The 15,062-nt window shown below is 67.3% G+C and carries 11 protein-coding genes and 1 riboswitch; of the genes, 3 read left to right on the top strand and 8 right to left on the bottom strand.

Annotated elements, in window-relative coordinates:
- Positions 1-92: 92 nt before the first annotated feature.
- Positions 93-1,601 carry an amidohydrolase family protein gene (locus ACS0OT_RS03070; protein ID WP_138953230.1) on the bottom strand — a complete coding sequence of 503 codons (1,509 nt, stop codon included), beginning with the start codon at positions 1,599-1,601 and terminating at the stop codon, positions 93-95.
- Between the two features lie 136 nt (positions 1,602-1,737).
- Between ACS0OT_RS03070 and ACS0OT_RS03075 the strand changes: the two genes are divergently transcribed.
- On the top strand, positions 1,738-2,295 hold the full coding sequence (locus ACS0OT_RS03075; protein ID WP_053498826.1) for a DUF3228 family protein: 558 nt from the start codon (positions 1,738-1,740) through the stop codon (positions 2,293-2,295).
- 75 nt (positions 2,296-2,370) lie between these two features.
- On the opposite strand, the gene ACS0OT_RS03080 is transcribed toward ACS0OT_RS03075, so the two are convergent.
- The 5 genes from ACS0OT_RS03080 to ahcY all read right to left on the bottom strand — a co-directional run bounded on the left by ACS0OT_RS03080 (position 2,371) and on the right by ahcY (position 7,323).
- The gene (locus ACS0OT_RS03080) at positions 2,371-2,856 is read right to left on the bottom strand and encodes a hypothetical protein (protein ID WP_005415307.1); all 486 of its coding nucleotides are present in this window, start codon (positions 2,854-2,856) and stop codon (positions 2,371-2,373) included.
- A complete protein-coding gene (ybaK, locus tag ACS0OT_RS03085) occupies positions 2,856-3,329 on the bottom strand; it encodes a Cys-tRNA(Pro) deacylase (RefSeq protein WP_005415308.1) in 474 nt (157 codons plus the stop codon). The genes ACS0OT_RS03080 and ybaK overlap by 1 nt, the downstream gene beginning before the upstream one ends.
- Before the next feature lie 110 nt (positions 3,330-3,439).
- Positions 3,440-4,780, bottom strand: a complete 1,341-nt coding sequence (locus ACS0OT_RS03090) for a peptidoglycan-binding domain-containing protein (RefSeq protein ID WP_231109136.1) — start codon at positions 4,778-4,780, stop codon at positions 3,440-3,442.
- 49 nt (positions 4,781-4,829) lie between these two features.
- Complete coding sequence (locus ACS0OT_RS03095; protein WP_065178751.1) at positions 4,830-5,618, bottom strand: lysozyme inhibitor LprI family protein; 789 nt, start codon at positions 5,616-5,618, stop codon at positions 4,830-4,832.
- A gap of 259 nt (positions 5,619-5,877) precedes the next feature.
- The gene (gene ahcY / locus ACS0OT_RS03100; RefSeq protein ID WP_005415311.1) at positions 5,878-7,323 is read right to left on the bottom strand and encodes an adenosylhomocysteinase; all 1,446 of its coding nucleotides are present in this window, start codon (positions 7,321-7,323) and stop codon (positions 5,878-5,880) included.
- Between the two features lie 36 nt (positions 7,324-7,359).
- A riboswitch (S-adenosyl-L-homocysteine riboswitch) is annotated at positions 7,360-7,443 on the bottom strand.
- A 120-nt stretch (positions 7,444-7,563) separates the two neighbouring features.
- On the opposite strand from ahcY, the gene ACS0OT_RS03105 reads away from it, so the two are divergent.
- Both ACS0OT_RS03105 and ppc read left to right on the top strand, forming a co-directional pair.
- Complete coding sequence (locus tag ACS0OT_RS03105) at positions 7,564-10,080, top strand: S9 family peptidase (RefSeq protein WP_032953936.1); 2,517 nt, start codon at positions 7,564-7,566, stop codon at positions 10,078-10,080.
- 237 nt (positions 10,081-10,317) lie between these two features.
- Entirely contained in the window at positions 10,318-13,029 is a 2,712-nt protein-coding gene (ppc, locus tag ACS0OT_RS03110; protein WP_139726741.1) for a phosphoenolpyruvate carboxylase, read from the top strand.
- 88 nt (positions 13,030-13,117) lie between these two features.
- Here ppc and ACS0OT_RS03115 read toward each other — a convergent pair whose 3' ends face one another.
- Complete coding sequence (locus ACS0OT_RS03115) at positions 13,118-13,624, bottom strand: acyl-CoA thioesterase (protein ID WP_005415314.1); 507 nt, start codon at positions 13,622-13,624, stop codon at positions 13,118-13,120.
- A gap of 138 nt (positions 13,625-13,762) precedes the next feature.
- Positions 13,763-14,974: a methionine adenosyltransferase gene (gene metK / locus ACS0OT_RS03120; RefSeq protein WP_005408103.1), complete on the bottom strand. Its 1,212-nt coding sequence runs from the start codon at positions 14,972-14,974 to the stop codon at positions 13,763-13,765.
- Positions 14,975-15,062 lie beyond the last annotated feature (88 nt).

Genomic DNA, 15,062 nt, shown 5'->3' on the forward strand with positions numbered 1-15,062 from the left:
CGGGTGCGGATCAGTATATCGCTTCATCAAGATGGATGTGCGCGAATATGTGGAAGCGTGGCCGCTGCCGGGCGCTCGCGCGGGACAGGCTGCTACAGCTCAGCGCTGACCGGGCTGGTGATGAAGCCCCACAGCAGGCGCGCCATCACCGCCGGCGAGCGTGCCTGTGCACGGGCGTACGCCCACAGTGCGTCCAGGCGCGGGCGGTCGTACAAGTGCCCGGCCAGCAGCACGGCGTGGATGCGGCGCGTGTTGCCGGTGTCCAGCAGCGGATCGCCATCGAGCAACACCAGGTCGGCGGCCCGGCCGACCTCGACGCTGCCATGCGATGCCTGCAGCTGCAGATGACGCGCGGCCTGCAGCGTGGCCGCACGCAGCACGTCGGCCTGGCTCAGCCCCGCCTGCCGCAGCCACTGCAGTTCGTCGTGGTAACGCAGTCCACCCAGTCCGGTATCGGTGCCGACCAGTACGGTCACGCCAGCCCGATGGGCGGCGCCGGTGAGCGCCAGGCCATGGGTGAAGTAGGCCTTCAGCGCCTGTTCGCCGCGCGCGCCGGGATAGCGCGCCACGGTGGCCTTCAGATCGTCGCGCCATGCCCAGCGCGAGAGCGGATCCAGGTAGGCCAGGCGCGGGTCGTCGACGAACGCCGGATCGCGCGCGCGTGCATCCTCTTCGCGGGTGACATGGGTCGGTACGAACGCCGCACCGCTGGCCTGCATCAGGTCGAACGCCTGGGCGCAGAGGGCGGGCTGGTAGTCACCCACCATGGCTTCGGCGAGCGCGGTCGGGTTCCCGTCATCGAGCGAGCCTTCGCGCCAGGCGGCGGCACTGTCCACGCAATGGCGCACGAACAGATGGCCGTGCTCGAAGCTGCGCTGGCCCGCGTGCAATGCGGCTTCCAGCGGGACCGCCCTGGGCAGGTGTCCGACCAGGGGCAGATGCAGCTGCCGCGCTTCGCTGGCCAGCCGCTGGTAGGTCTCGGCGCGAAGGCGGTTGTAGACCTTGAACGCATCGACGCCGCGTGCGCGGTACGCGTGTGCACGTTCGCCCGCTGCATCCGGCGTCAGCGCCGGGTCTTCAAAATAGAAGCTGGCGATCTGTACGAAGCGCGGTGCAACCTGCTGCCCGGCAATGGCCTGTGCGGTCCAGCGGCGCTTGTCGGCCACGCAGGCGATCAGCGGATCGGTGGCCTGTGGGCAGTCCATCATGTCGCGGGTACCGGTGATGCCGTTGGCCAGCATCAACGGGAACTGCAGTTGCGGTGACAGCTGCAGTGCATGGGTGTGCATGTCCCAGAAACCGGGCAGCAGCCAGCGTCCGCCCGCATCGAGAACCGGCAACGTGGTCTCCGGCGGGTCTTCACCGATGGCGGTTATGGTGCCGTTGCGCACGGTCACCGTGGTGGGTTCGCTGGCCTGGCCGCGGGCGATGTCCACCACGCGTGCGTTGACGATCACGTGACTGTTGCCGGGGTGGGGCAGCGGTGGTGCAGACAGCGGCCAGAGCAGGGCGGCGGTGAACAACAGGGGGGGGGCCAGCAGGAGCACGGCCAGCACGCGCGGCCAGCGGCGACGACGGGCGGAGCGGGGTAGTGCATCCATGAACCGGCAATCCTTGCATGGGGTCGCCTGCAGGGTGCGCCAACACGGGTGCCGATGCCAGTGACCATCGGCATCCCGCCCTCCATGCCGCGTGGGCAGGTACTCTGTGCAGCAGATTCCCTGATCACGCCGCGCCATGTCCATCGTTCTCACCGATTTCGCCCGTCCCCGCCTGTTCCCGCGCGTACCGCGTGGCAACACGATCCAGGACTGCACTGCCGAACAGTTCGAAGCGCACCTCAACGCGCACGCGCCGATGAAGGTACTGGACGGCTATGCGCCGTTCTGCAAACTGTTCGTCTACGAGAACTGGACCAGCACGCGCTGCCTGACCGTGCCGATCACCGAGGCCAACCGCCATCTGCTGCGCAGTGGTTACGAGGCACGCAATCGCGACGAACTGCCGGTGCTGGTGCGCTGGTTCGAGGGCGTGGAGTCGCCGCGTGCGAACTATCTGGTGGTGATCCTGTACAGCGCCGAGCAGCTGGCGAAGGAAGGCTCGCCGATCGAGGCCGACTGGGGCATCGTCGGCTGTATCTATACCGCCGAGCCGGAAGAGGTGCCGATGGCGCCGATCACGATGATGCGCAATGCGCTGGGCGTGGAAGAGGGCGGTTCCGGCGTGCCGTTGGACCGCGAGGCCTACCGGCGTTCTGTCGAGTTCTGGGAGAGCAACGCGAACTGGCGGCCGTGAGCGATATTGGTCATCCACGCATCGCGTGAGTGTACGGACCGCAGTAGAGCCACGCCATGCTTGGCTGCCTGGCCTTCAGGCAGCTTTCCATTCCCACCACGGGTAGTGGTACTCGCGGTCGATGGCCTGCCAATGCTGGCCGCAGTGCATGCAGGCAACGTTGTGGCAATCGCCCCAACCATCCTCGGCCTCCTGCAACGCGAGCAGCTGCATCTGCCCTTGTTCAATCAGGCGGCGCGGATCGAAGAACGGGTAGCCGGGATTGAGCGCGCACAGGCAGCCTGCGTGCGCCTGCCAGTGACGCAGCCGTTTCAGGGCCGCCTCCAGATGCGCCTGGTTGCTGATCAGCATGCCGCCGAGGGTGATGCCGTGGCAGCTGCGTTCAATCAGGTCCACATGCGCGGCCAATGCGTCCAGCGACGGTGCACTGAACAGTCGTGCGACGATGCGGGCGGCGTCGGTGATGCGCGTCGCGTCGCGCGACAGCAGGTCCTGCAGCAGCACATCGGCCTGCGCGTCTTCCAGCCTGGGCGGCGGCGCCGCAGACCACGGCCAGCGCATCAGCGTGCCTTGCCGATGGCAGCGTAGTGGCCGGCGGTCAGGCGCAGCAGGTCGGCCGGCGCCAGTTCCACTTCCAGGCCACGGCGGCCGGCGCTGACGTGCAGCGTGGGCAACACCTGCGCGCTGGCATCCAGGAACGTGCGCAGGCGCTTCTTCTGCCCCAGCGGGCTGATGCCGCCGACCAGGTAACCGGTCGCACGCTGCGCGGCGTCGGCGGCGGCCATCTCGCACTTCTTGCAGCCGGCCGCTTCGGCCAGCGCCTTCAGGTCCAGGTGGCCGGCCACCGGCACGATCGCCACCAGCAGTTCATGTGCTTCAGTGCTGGCCAGCAGGGTCTTGAAGACCTGGGCCGGGTCGAGGCCGAGCTTGTCGACGGCTTCGCCGCCATACGATTCGGCGTGGGCGTCGTGCACATAGCTGCGCACGGTGTGGGCGATCTTCTCGCGCTTGAGCAGGTTGATGGCCGGGGTCATGGACGCATCCTAGCGCGGGGCAGGGGCGTTGCCTTGACCGAGACTCGCGCGTCAACGCAGAACGGGCGCCCGAAGGCGCCCGTCCCGGCTGCGATCGGCTGCATCCAGCATCAGCGCGACATCGACTGCTGCGTCTGCATCTGTTCCTGGGTCTGTCGCTGCGACAGTTCGTTGTCCAGGGCCTGGCTCTGCCGCGTGCTGTCCTGCAGATTGTGGTTCACCGCCTGCGACAGGTCCACGTAGGTGCGATGCATGGCGGGATCGCCGAGCTGGCCCTGCACCGCGAACACGCCCTGGTTGTCCGGCCGCGCCAGCACAGTATCGACCTGGCTCATGCCGGCCAACTTTGCCTCGTAAGCCACCTGGCCTGCGGCGTTCTCGAGCTGGCTGCGGTCATTGAACAGCGGCGACAGGCCGCCCTGGCGCCGCTGTTCTTCCAGTGCTTCCAGCTTTTCCACGACCTGCTGGTAACGCGGGTTGTCGGCGTGGCCCGGGGAGGCCATGGTCGGTTCGGCAGCCGGTGCGCGCTGCTGCGTAGCCGCATCCAGTGCGGCCAGGGTAGTGCCGCCAGCCTTGCCGTCTACGGTGAGGTGGTGATCCCGCTGGAACTGCTTGACCGCTTCCAGGGTGCCGGGGCCGAAATCGCCATCGGCCACCAGCGGCTTGCCGTCCTTGCCCAGATAGCCCAGGTCGGACAGCTTCTGCTGCATGGCCTGCACCTCATCTCCCTTGCTGCCGTTGACCAGCACGCCGTTGCCCGCAGGCGTGCCCGGTGACCCGTGCGAGGGAGCATGGGTGGGGGTGATGCCGATCTGGACCATGGCCCGGTCGAAGCGCTCATCGCGGCTGGCTACGGCGGCCTGCGACTGGATGCCGTATTTGGTGGCATCGACGAAGTTCTGCACGTCGCCGCGCGTCGGCGGATTGCCGGCCTGGACCGTGCCGCCCTGCAGCTTTTCCGCATTGCCGGCCAGATAGCTGATGAACTGCGGGCCCATGCTGCCGAACTGGTTGTCATAGTCCGCCATGGCCAACTGCAACTCCGGGTTGGCGGCGATGGCATCGGCCGCGGCCGGATTGGTTGCACGCACCTTGGCGATGGCCTGATCGACACGCTCGATGGCGCTGTCCAGCTTGGCGTTGGTGAGCTCGTCCATCCTGGCCTGCGGAATGGCCTGCAACTTGGCGTCGAGCGCCGCCAGCTGCTGGGTGCTCAATCCGCCCTGCTGGGACAACAGTGCGATGTCACCATCGGTGAAGCCGTTGTCGCGCAGGAAGCGCCTGGCCTGCGGATTGCCGCCGACATCGAACTGCACCAGCCCGAACGAATAGGTGCTTGCGCCCTTCTGTGCGTATGAGAAGTGGTCCAGGTGGCGGGTGTCGCCGCCCAGCTCGGTGTTGAGGAACAGCGTGGACAGCTGTTCGCGCGTAAGGGTGGAATCCGTTGCCATGGTCATCGTCCTTCAATGAGAGAAAAGCGCCGGGCGTGCCCGGCGATTGTCAGCCGGCGCAGTGCTGCTGGGTGAAGCCGAGCAGCTGGCGGATAGCCTGGGTGCCGTAAGCAGCCGGCGCCGGTTCGAGGGCGAACTGGCCAACCATCTGGTTGCTGCACAGCTGTACGGTGCGCCTGCCGGCGGAGGTTTCCTGGGTGCAGTTGGCTGCGAGCAGGGCGTTGGCGCCGCCGCCCATGTTCGTGGCGGCCGTGCAGCCCAGCAGGCGGCCTTCCTGGCCGTTCTCACCCAGCAGCGCGTTGAAGTTAGCCAGCTGGCTGTTGGGATCGCGCAACACCAGCAGGTCCACGCACTGCTGCTGGCCGTCAGGGGCTTCGCATGCATCCTGATCGACCAGGCCGTCACGCGTAGCGGACAGCACGTTGAGGCGATCGGCGTACACCTGCCGCAGGCACTGTGCATCGGTGCACAGGTCGCGGGTGTGCTCCTGCCAGCGCTGCTGTTCGGCGTGCAGCTTGCTCTGCCCTGCTGCATCGAGCGTGGCCTGTGCGGCAGTGACCGCCTTGCCCATGTCCGCATCCAGGCCGGTCAGGGTCGGGTCCTTGCAGACCAGGGTCTGTGCCGGCGACGCTGCATCGGCGCAACCAGCGCTTGTGTCGGCAACCGTGGCGGGCGCGTCGGCGGCCTTGCCTGCGGGGCTGGCCTGTCCGCTGGCCGCAGCCGGAGCCGTAGCGCCGGCGTCGCCGGCAGGTGGGGTGCAGGCGGCCAGCAGGGCCACCCAGCACAGGGTCATCAGGGGCTTCATGGCCCGGTTCAGTCGTTCACGGTTGCGCGGCATGTCCTGTCCTTTGGTTTCTGCGTCCCGGCGCATGGCCTGCCGTTGGCAGCCCACGCGGGCGTAAAGCCTAGCAAGCAGCTTCTTAGTGCTCCGTGACAGGGTGCGCGGATCAGTTGCCGGGTGCCGCAACGCAGAACGGGCGCCCGAAGGCGCCCGTCCTGTCTGCATCCGTTGCCGGGGTCAGAGCCCTTTCATGCGGAAAGGGATCCGACCCCGCGTACGCCGGTAGTGCCGGCCGCTGGCCGGCACCCCATAGGCATCAGTAGCGGTAGTGGTCCGGCTTGAACGGGCCTTCCACCGGCACGCCGATGTAGTCGGCCTGGTCCTGGGTCAGGGTGGTCAGCTTCACGCCGATCTTCTCCAGATGCAGGCGGGCCACTTCTTCGTCCAGCTTCTTCGGCAGCAGGTAGACCTTCTTCTCGTAGCTGTCCTTGTTCGCCCACAGGTCGATCTGTGCCAGGGTCTGGTTGGCGAAGCTGTTGGACATCACGAAGCTCGGGTGGCCGGTGGCGCAGCCCAGGTTCACCAGGCGGCCTTCGGCCAGCAGGAAGATCGCGTTGCCGTTCGGGAAGATGTACTTGTCCACCTGCGGCTTGATGTTGACGTGCTTGATGCCCGGGTAGGACACCAGTGCGTCGACCTGGATCTCGTTGTCGAAGTGGCCGATGTTGCAGACGATGGCCTGGTCCTTCATCGCGCTCAGGTGCTCGATGCGGATGATGTCGCGGTTGCCGGTGGTGGTGACGTACAGGTCGGCACGGCCCAGGGTCGATTCGATGGTGTTGACTTCATAGCCTTCCATCGCCGCCTGCAGGGCGCAGATCGGGTCGATCTCGGTGACGATCACGCGCGCGCCGTAGGCACGCAGCGAGGCCGCGCAGCCCTTGCCGACGTCGCCGTAGCCGCAGACCACGGCCACCTTGCCGGCCAGCATCACGTCCATCGCGCGCTTCAGGCCGTCGGCCAGCGACTCGCGGCAGCCGTACAGGTTGTCGAACTTGCTCTTGGTGACCGAGTCGTTGACGTTGATCGCTGGGATCAGCAGGGTGCCGGCCTGGGCCAGCTGGTACAGGCGGTGCACGCCGGTGGTGGTCTCTTCGGAAACGCCCTTCCAGTCCTTGACCACGCGGCCCCAGTAACCCGGGCGCTCCTTGGCCACGCGCTTGAGCAGGTTCTTGATGACCTGTTCTTCGTGCGAGGCGGACGCGGTGTTGACCCAGTCGCTGCCGTTTTCCAGCTCGTAGCCCTTGTGGATCAGGAGGGTCACGTCACCGCCGTCGTCGACCACCAGTTCCGGGCCGGTCAGGGTGCCGTCGGCCAGGGTGAAGGTCAGCGCGTCCAGGGTGCAGTCCCAGTACTCTTCCAGGGTCTCGCCCTTCCAGGCGAACACCGGGGTGCCGGTGGCGGCGATGGCGGCAGCCGCGTGGTCCTGGGTCGAGAAGATGTTGCACGAGGCCCAGCGCACATCGGCGCCGATGTCCTTCAGGGTCTCGATCAGCACTGCGGTCTGGATGGTCATGTGCAGCGAGCCGGTCACGCGCACGCCCTTCAGCGGCAGCTCGGCCTGGTACTTGCGGCGGATCGACATCAGGCCCGGCATTTCGTGCTCGGCGATGTCCAGTTCCTTGCGGCCCCAGTCGGCCAGCGTGATATCGCGGATCTTGTAATCACCTTCGGTGGAGAAGGTCTTGGCAACAGCGTTCATTCGTGTGCTCCGGTTGTGGGCGAGCGGATGCTCGCATCTAGCCGGGCGCCGTTGTTACAAAGCCACCTTACCGAGCCTGGCCGGGCCTCGTGGGATCCGGTCGCAGCGCCCCTCGGCAGGGGAGAACCCCCATTATATCGCGGCCCCAGCGTGACATCGGCATGACCCAACCATCGGCAGATGGGGCCACGTGCACGGCCTGTTAAGGTCGGAGTTTTCACGCATCACACAGGTGGAACGATGAGCATGCACGCGCGCCGCACACGGCGCTGGACCGGCCTGGTCCTGTCGATGGGGCTGCTGGCGGTGGCCCCGCTGGCCTGGGCGGCCGCCTCGCAGCCAGCTCCGGCGCAGGCGCAGGGCGTCAATGGCTACGAACTGCCATCGGCCGCACTGCAGGCAGTGGTCGACGCCCCGCGCGCGCCGTCGCTGTTCCTGTCGCCGCGCCGCGACGTGGCCGCGATGATGCAGATGCCGTCGCTGCCGTCGATCCAGGTGGTGGCGCAGCCGGAACTGAAGCTGGCCGGCCTGCGCATCAACCCGCGCACGTTCTCCGACAGCCGCTTCAGCTTCGGTGAGAAGCTGTGGCTGATGAACGTGGCCGATGGCAAGGAGCGGCAGATCAGTGGCCTGCCGGCCACGCTGTCGATCGCCAGTGTGATGTGGTCGCCGGACCAGAAGTGGCTGGCCTTCAACCAGGTCGACGCCGCCAGCGGCGCCAATGAACTGTGGCTGGTGGATGTGGCCGGTGGCAGCGCCCGCCGCCTGGTTGCCGGCTTGAACACGGTGATCGGCAGCGGCTACCAGTGGCTGCCGGACAGCCGCGGGCTGGTGGTGTTCACCCGCCCGGCCAACCTGGGGCCGGCCCCGGCCGCCGACGGCGTCCCGACCGGCCCTGCCGTGCAGCAGACCAGCCAGGGCGGCGGCGTAGTGTCGATCCGTACCTATCAGGACCTGCTGAAGAACGAAGCCGACGCTCGCCAGTTCGATTACTACGCGACTACCCAGCCGATGGAAGTCGGCCTGGATGGCAGTACCCGCGCGATCGGTGCGGCCGGCATCTTCATGGGCTTCTCGGTGTCGCCTGACGGCCGCTTCGTGCTGCGCCAGCCGGTGCAGCGTCCGTACTCCTACGTGGTGCCGGTAAGCAGTTTTCCGCGCCGCATTGAAGTGATCGAGCGTGCCACCGGCAAGCTGGTGCATACCGTGGCGGTGCGCCCGCTGGTGGAAGGCCTGCCGACCGGCAACGATGCCGAAGTGACCGGCGTGCGCGACATCAGCTGGCGCGGTGATGCCGATGCCACCCTGGTCTGGGCCGAAGCGCAGGACGGTGGTGATCCGAACCGGGAAGCCAAGGTGCGCGATGCGGTGCTGATGCAGGCTGCGCCGTTCGACAAGCCGCCGGTGACCCTGGCCCAGCTTGGCAGCCGCCTGAGCGGCATCAACTGGGGCCGTGGCGACCTGGCCCTGCTGACCGAGTCGTGGTGGAAGACCCGCAGGACCAGGACCTGGCTGATCGCCCCGGACAACGCCGGTGCCGAGCCGCGCCTGCTGTGGGATCGTGACGCGCAGGACCGTTATGCCGATCCGGGGCGGCCGCTGCTGGCCAGCGATGAACGTGGTCGCTCGCTGCTGCAGACCAGCCCGGAAGGCAGCAGCCTGTACCTGGCCGGTGCCGGCGCTTCGCCGGAAGGCGACCGCCCGTTCGTGGACCGCTTCGACATCGCCACGGGCAAGGCGACGCGCCTGTTCCATTCGCAGGCGCCGAGCTATTCGCTGCCGGTGGCATTGCTGGACAACCAGGGCAATTCGCTGCTGCTGAGCCGCGAGAGCCCGGACGAACCGGCCAACTTCTACGTGCAGTCGCTGGCCGATGCCGGTGCCGCACCGCGCGCGCTGACCCGTTTCGCCCATCCGCTGCCGCAGCTGAAGGGCGTGCAGAAGGAGCAGATCCGTTACCAGCGCAAGGATGGCGTCGACCTGACCGCGACACTGCTGCTGCCGCCGGGCTACGATCCCAAGCGCGACGGCCCGCGCCCGCTGCTGATGTGGGCCTACCCGGGCGAGTTCAAGAGCGCGGCCGCGGCCAGCCAGGTGACCGATTCGCCGTACCGCTTCAACGCGGTCAGCTACTGGGGCCCGCAGGCGTTCCTGGCCAAGGGCTATGTGGTGCTGGCCAGCCCGTCGATGCCGATCATCGGCGAGGGTGACAAGGAGCCGAACGACACCTACATCGAACAGCTGGTGGCCAATGCGCAGGCGGCGGTGGATGAAGTGGTGCGCCGAGGCGTGACCGATCGCGATCACATCGCCATCGGTGGCCACTCCTATGGTGCGTTCATGACGGCCAACCTGCTGGCACACACCCGCCTGTTCAAGGCCGGCATCGCGCGCAGCGGTGCATACAACCGCACGCTTACTCCGTTCGGTTTCCAGGCCGAGGAGCGCAACTACTGGCAGGCGCAGGACGTCTACCAGAAGATGGCGCCGTTCAATTACGCCGACAGGATCAAGGATCCGATCCTGTTCATCCACGGCGTGGACGACAACAACTCCGGCACGTTCCCGATCCAGAGCGAGCGCATGTTCGCCGCGGTGAAGGGCCTGGGTGGCACCGCGCGGCTGGTGATGCTGCCCAACGAATCGCATGCTTACCGGGCACGCGAATCGATCATGACCATGCTGGCCGAAAGCGAGCGCTGGCTGGAGCAGACCATCGGCCCGGCCGAGCAGGGCAAGGCGAAGAAGAAGCGCTGATACCTGCATGAGGGCGGCCCCTGTAACAGGGGCCGCCTGTGCGGCTGCGCCGCCGCCCGAGCGTGGGCTCGGGCGCTACACGGTGTCGCGCGCCACGACGCTTGTAGAGCCGAGCCCATGCTCGGCTGCGTCCGCCAGGGATGCGTGCAGATGAAACCATTTTTGCATCGCAGCACGCTGCCCGTTCTGGTTTAGGCTTGGGGTCTGGATCCGTTGACCGAGGCCTGTGCGTCGCCGATGAACGAGTACCGCAGCAGCATCGAGTTTGCTTCCCCCGATCTTCCGCTTCGCGATGACGTGCGCCGGCTCGGCGCACTGGTCGGTGACCTGCTGGTCGAGCAGGTATCGGCGGCCTTCCTCGACGAGGTCGAGGACGTGCGCACCCGCGCCATCGCCCGTCGCGAGAACCAGGCGCCGCTGTCGGAGCTGGCCGAAGGGCTGGCCGGGCGCACGCCGCAGCAGGCCGAGACCATGGTGCGGGCCTTCAGCACCTACTTCCAGGTGGTCAACATTGCCGAGCGCGTGCATCGCATCCGCCGCCGCCGTGACTACCAGCGTGCCGGTACCGCAGGGGCGCAGCCCGACGGCCTGCAGGATGCGCTGCAGCACCTGAAGGCGCAGGGCGTGGGCCTGGACGAGCTGGCGCAGTGGCTGCCGCGCATCGACATCGAACCGGTGTTTACCGCGCACCCGACCGAAGCGGTGCGCCGTGCGCTGCTGGAGAAAGAGCAGCTGATGGTGGCCAGCCTGGTCGACAACCTCGACGGCCAGCGCACGCCGGGGGAAGCGGCCGCCGATGCTGCGCGCTTCCGCATGGCGCTGACCGCGTCGTGGCAGACCACTGATTCCTCGCCGGTGCGGCCCACCGTCGATGACGAGCGCGAGCACGTCGGCTTCTATCTGGTGCAGGTGCTGTACCGCGTGATTCCGGTGCTGTACGAATCGCTGCAGCAGGCGCTGCGCGATACCTATGGGGAAGAGCTGCCACTGCCGCGCCTGCTGCGCTTCGGTACGTGGGTGGGCGGGGACATGGACGGCAATCCGAACGTGGATGCCCACACCATCCGCACTACGCTGGATGCGCAGCGGCAGGCGGTACTGGCGCGCTATCAGAAGGAACTGCTGCAGCTGGCCAGCCTGCTCAGCCAGTCCACCGAGCGGGTGGGCGTGAGCGATGCGCTGCAGGCGCGCGTGGCGCACTACCAGCAGCTGCTGCCGCAGGTACAGTCGCGCCCGCGCCATGCCGACATGCCCTACCGCCTGCTCAACGATCGCATGCGCGCGCGCCTGCAGGCCACGCTGGAAGACGGCGAGGGCGCTTACGCCGGCCCGGATGAACTGATCGACGACCTGCAGCTGATCCTCGACAGTTTGCGCGCCAATCGCGGCGAGCACGCTGGCGGCTTCGCCGTGCAGCGGCTGTTGTGGCGGGTGAAGACGTTCGGCTTCCATCTGGCGCGGTTGGACGTGCGTCAGGAATCGAGCGTGCATGCGCGCGCGCTGGCGGCGGTGCTGGGCGGCGACCCGGCGTGGGAGGGCCTGGATGCCTTGGGCCGCGCGCGCCTGCTGGCACCGCATGCCAGTGGCGAGGTGCCGTTGCCGAAAGGCGACGACGAAGGCAACCGGCGGCTGGACGCCGTGTTCGCTGCATTGGCCGATGCCCGTGCGCGGCATGGCGGCGATGCACTGGGCAGTTACATCATTTCGATGGCGCACGACCGCAGCGACGTGCTGGCGGTGCTGGCGCTGGCGCGGCGTGGTGGCCTGGTCGATGCCGATGGCGGCGTGCCGCTCGATATCGCGCCGCTGTTTGAAACTGTGGACGACCTCAAGCGCGGCACCGCCACGCTGCGCGACCTGCTGGAGGATCCGGTGTACCGCGCGCACCTGCGTGCACGCGATGATGTTCAGATGGTGATGCTGGGCTATTCGGACAGCAGCAAGGATGGTGGCATTGCTGCTTCGCGTTGGGGCCTTCAGCGCGCGCAGGTGGAACTGCTGGAGGTGGCGGCCGAGGCCGGCATCCGCCTGACCTTCTTCCATGGCCGGGGCGGCTCGATCAGCCGTGGTGGTGGCAAGACCACCCACGCCGTGGATGCGTCGCCACGCGGCAGCATCGATGGCCGCCTGCGGGTGACCGAGCAGGGCGAGGTGATCCATCGCAAGTACGGCATCCGCGCGCTGGCCCTGCGCTCGCTGGAGCAGGCTACCGGTGCAGTGCTGCGCGCCAGCCTGCGCCCGCGTGCCGCCGAACCGCGCGAGGATGCGTGGCGGCCGGTGATGGATGCGGTGGCTGCGGCCAGCAGCGAGGTGTATCGCGGGTTCGTTGGCCAGGCCGGTTTCATGGATTATTTCCGTACCGCCACGCCGATCGACGTGATCGAGCGGATGACGCTGGGCTCGCGGCCGTCGCGCCGGCTCGGCCAGGACGCAGCGCTGGGCAACCTGCGTGCGATTCCCTGGGTGTTCGCCTGGAGCCAGGCGCGTGCGGTGATTCCCGGCTGGTACGGCGTGGGCAGTGGCCTGCAGGCCGCGGTCGATGCCGGCCACGAACAGACCCTGCGCGATATGGCGCGGGACTGGCCGTTCTTCCGTACCTTCCTGGATGACATCGCGATGGTGCTGTCCAAGGGCGATATCACCATCGCCGAGCAGTTCTCGCTGTTGTCGGGTGAACTGCATGGGCGCTTCTTCCCGCAGGTGCAGCGCGAACTGGAGCTCACCCGGCGCTGGCTGCTGGCGTTGATGGACCAGAAGACGCTGCTGGACCACGACGCGCGGCTGGCGCTGTCGATCCGCCTGCGCAATCCCTACGTCGATCCGATCAGCGTGCTGCAGGTGGAACTGCTGCAGCGCTGGCGGGCCAGCGGGCGCGAGGATGACGATCTGCTGCGCGCGCTGGTGGCGTGCGTGAACGGCGTTTCGCAGGGCGTGCAGAACACAGGGTGACCTGGCGTTGGTAGTGCCGGCCGCTGGCCGGCAACCTCATGATGTTTGGCAGCACGCGCGAGGTTGCCGGCCAGCGGCCGGCACTACCTCATTCTTCCGGCGACGGCGGGTTCGACGCCAGCAGTTCCAGGTGGCGCTGTTCCATTTCCTGGCGCAGCTGGCGGCGGATCTGTGCTGCGGCCTGGCGGCGCTTTTCGTCGGACGTTGCCGGCTGCAAGGGCGGGACAGGCGTCGGCCGGCCTTCTTCATCCACTGCGACCATCGTGAAGAAGCAGCTGTTGGCGTGGCGCACGCTGCGCTTGAGGATGTCCTCAGCCACCACCTTGATGCCGATCTCCATCGATGAGGTGCCGGTGTAGTTCACCGAGGCCAGGAAGGTGACCAGCTCGCCCACCGCGATGGGCTGGCGGAACATCACCTGGTCCACCGACAGGGTGACCACGTAGCTGCCGGCATAGCGGCTGGCGCAGGCGTAGGCCACCTGGTCAAGCAGGCGCAGGATGGCGCCACCATGGACCTTGCCGGAGAAATTGGCCATTTCCGGTGACATCAGCACGGTCATGGACAGCTGGTGGGTTTTCAGTTCGGTCGACATGCGGCGATTGTATCGGCAACCGGTCGTGCCGGACGCTGGCCGGCAACCACGCGGTTGTTTCCGGAGGCCATGAAAAAGCCGGCCAGCGGCCGGCTCTACCAGAAGCAGAAGGGCCGCTTGCGCGGCCCTTCGTGTTGCTTACTTCAGCTTCGCATCGGCGCGCAGGGCGGCGGCGCGGTCGGTCTTCTCCCAGGAGAAGGCCGTGGCGTTGACGGTCTCGCCTTCGCCGTTGAGGTAGCTGAACTCCTTCGGCTTGCGGCCGAAGTGGCCATAGGCCGCGGTCTGCTGGTACATCGGGTGGATCAGGTCCAGCATCTTGATGATGCCGTACGGGCGCAGGTCGAAGTGCTTGCGGATCAGCTTCTCGATCTTGTCGTCGCTGATCTTGCCGGTGCCGAAGGTGGTGACCGAGATCGAGGTCGGCTCAGCCACGCCGATGGCGTAGGAGACCTGCACTTCGCAACGGTCGGCCAGGCCGGCGGCAACCACGTTCTTGGCGACGTAGCGGGCCGCGTAGGCGGCCGAACGGTCGACCTTGGACGGGTCCTTGCCGGAGAACGCGCCACCGCCGTGACGGGCCCAGCCGCCGTAGGTGTCGACGATGATCTTGCGGCCGGTCAGGCCGCAGTCGCCCACCGGGCCGCCGATCTCGAACTTGCCGGTCGGGTTGATGTGGAACTTGGTGCCCTTGTGCAGCCACTTGGCCGGCAGCACCGGCTTGATGATCTCTTCGCGGACGGCCTCGATGAGGTCCTTCTGCTTGATGCCCGGGGCGTGCTGGGTCGACAGGACCACGGCGTCGATGGCCGAGACCACGCCGTTTTCATAGCGCAGGGTGACCTGGCTCTTGGCGTCCGGGCGCAGCCACGACAGCGGCGAGTTCTTCTTCTTGCGGATCTTGGCCTGCTGCTCGACCAGGCGGTGCGACAGGTGGATCGCGGCCGGCATGTAGCTGTCGGTCTCGTTGGTGGCATAGCCGAACATCAGGCCCTGGTCGCCAGCGCCCATTTCTTCCGGCTTCTTGCGGTCCACGCCCTGGGCGATGTGCGGCGACTGCTTGCCGATCAGGTTCAGCACGCCGCAGGTGGCGCCGTCGAAGCCGACGTCGGAGCTGTCGTAGCCGATGTCCGTGATGACCTTGCGGGTCAGCGCTTCCAGGTCGATCCAGGCGCTGGTGGTGATTTCACCGGCCACGATGGCAACGCCGGTCTTGACCATGGTCTCGCAGGCCACGCGGGCGCGCTGGTCCTGGGTCAGGATCGCGTCCAGCACCGCATCGGAGATCTGGTCGGCAACCTTGTCCGGATGGCCTTCGGAGACCGACTCGGAGGTGAAGAGATAGCTGGACATCAGGCGTAATATCCCTTGATTCGGATGGAAAGATGGGCGCGCATGATACACGGGGTGCGCCGCCTGTGCATTGTGAACCGGTACCGGT

Origin of the sequence: Stenotrophomonas maltophilia group sp. RY12688 (genome assembly GCF_052149045.1) — a bacterium.
GTDB classification, from domain to species: Bacteria; Pseudomonadota; Gammaproteobacteria; order Xanthomonadales; family Xanthomonadaceae; genus Stenotrophomonas; species Stenotrophomonas sepilia.